The organism is Citrobacter portucalensis (assembly GCF_002042885.1).
Taxonomy (GTDB): Bacteria; Pseudomonadota; Gammaproteobacteria; order Enterobacterales; family Enterobacteriaceae; genus Citrobacter; species Citrobacter portucalensis.
The window spans coordinates 1-1,004 of record NZ_MVFY01000036.1 but is presented as its reverse complement, the minus strand read 5'-3'; the positions used below and the strand labels follow the sequence as shown (position 1 = coordinate 1,004).

The following is a 1,004-nucleotide window of genomic DNA, read 5'->3' as shown; positions in this document are numbered from 1 at the left end:
TCCATCGCGATTGGGTGGATCAGGGTAACAACCATTTTGATGTTGTCGCCCGGCATTACCATCTCTACGCCTTCCGGCAGTTCGATGGTACCAGTCACGTCAGTAGTACGGAAGTAGAACTGCGGACGGTAGCCTTTGAAGAACGGAGTATGACGGCCGCCTTCGTCTTTGGACAGAATGTACACTTCAGATTCGAACTTGGTGTGCGGCTTGATAGAGCCCGGCTTAGCCAGTACCTGACCACGTTCGATTTCTTCACGTTTGATACCACGCAGCAGAACACCAACGTTCTCACCAGCACGGCCTTCGTCCAGCAGTTTGCGGAACATTTCAACGCCAGTACAGGTAGACTTAGCAGTCTCTTTGATACCAACGATTTCAACTTCTTCACCAACTTTGATGATACCGCGCTCTACACGACCGGTAACAACGGTACCACGACCGGAGATGGAGAATACGTCTTCGATAGGCAGCAGGAACGGCTTGTCAATCGCACGCTCTGGTTCTGGGATGTAAGAATCCAGGAAGCCAGCCAGTTCGATGATTTTCGCTTCCCACTCTGCTTCGCCTTCCAGCGCTTTCAGAGCAGAACCACGAACGATCGGAGTGTCGTCGCCCGGGAAATCGTACTGAGACAGAAGTTCACGAACTTCCATTTCTACCAGTTCCAGCAGCTCTTCGTCATCAACCATGTCGCATTTGTTCAGGAACACGATGATGTACGGAACGCCTACCTGACGACCCAGCAGGATGTGCTCACGAGTCTGCGGCATCGGGCCGTCAGTCGCAGCAACAACCAGGATCGCGCCGTCCATCTGCGCAGCACCGGTGATCATGTTTTTAACATAGTCGGCGTGGCCCGGGCAGTCTACGTGTGCGTAGTGGCGAGTCGGGGTGTCATATTCAACGTGAGAAGTGTTGATGGTGATACCACGAGCTTTTTCTTCCGGCGCGTTATCGATCTGGTCGAATGCACGAGCAGCACCGCCGTAGGTTTTAGCCAG

1 protein-coding gene is annotated in these 1,004 nt (G+C 53.2%); it reads right to left on the bottom strand.

The features are described 5' to 3' along the window. A partial coding sequence (gene tuf, locus BZK40_RS24060; RefSeq protein WP_139762125.1) for an elongation factor Tu occupies window positions 1–1,004 on the bottom strand: 1,004 nt, incomplete at both ends.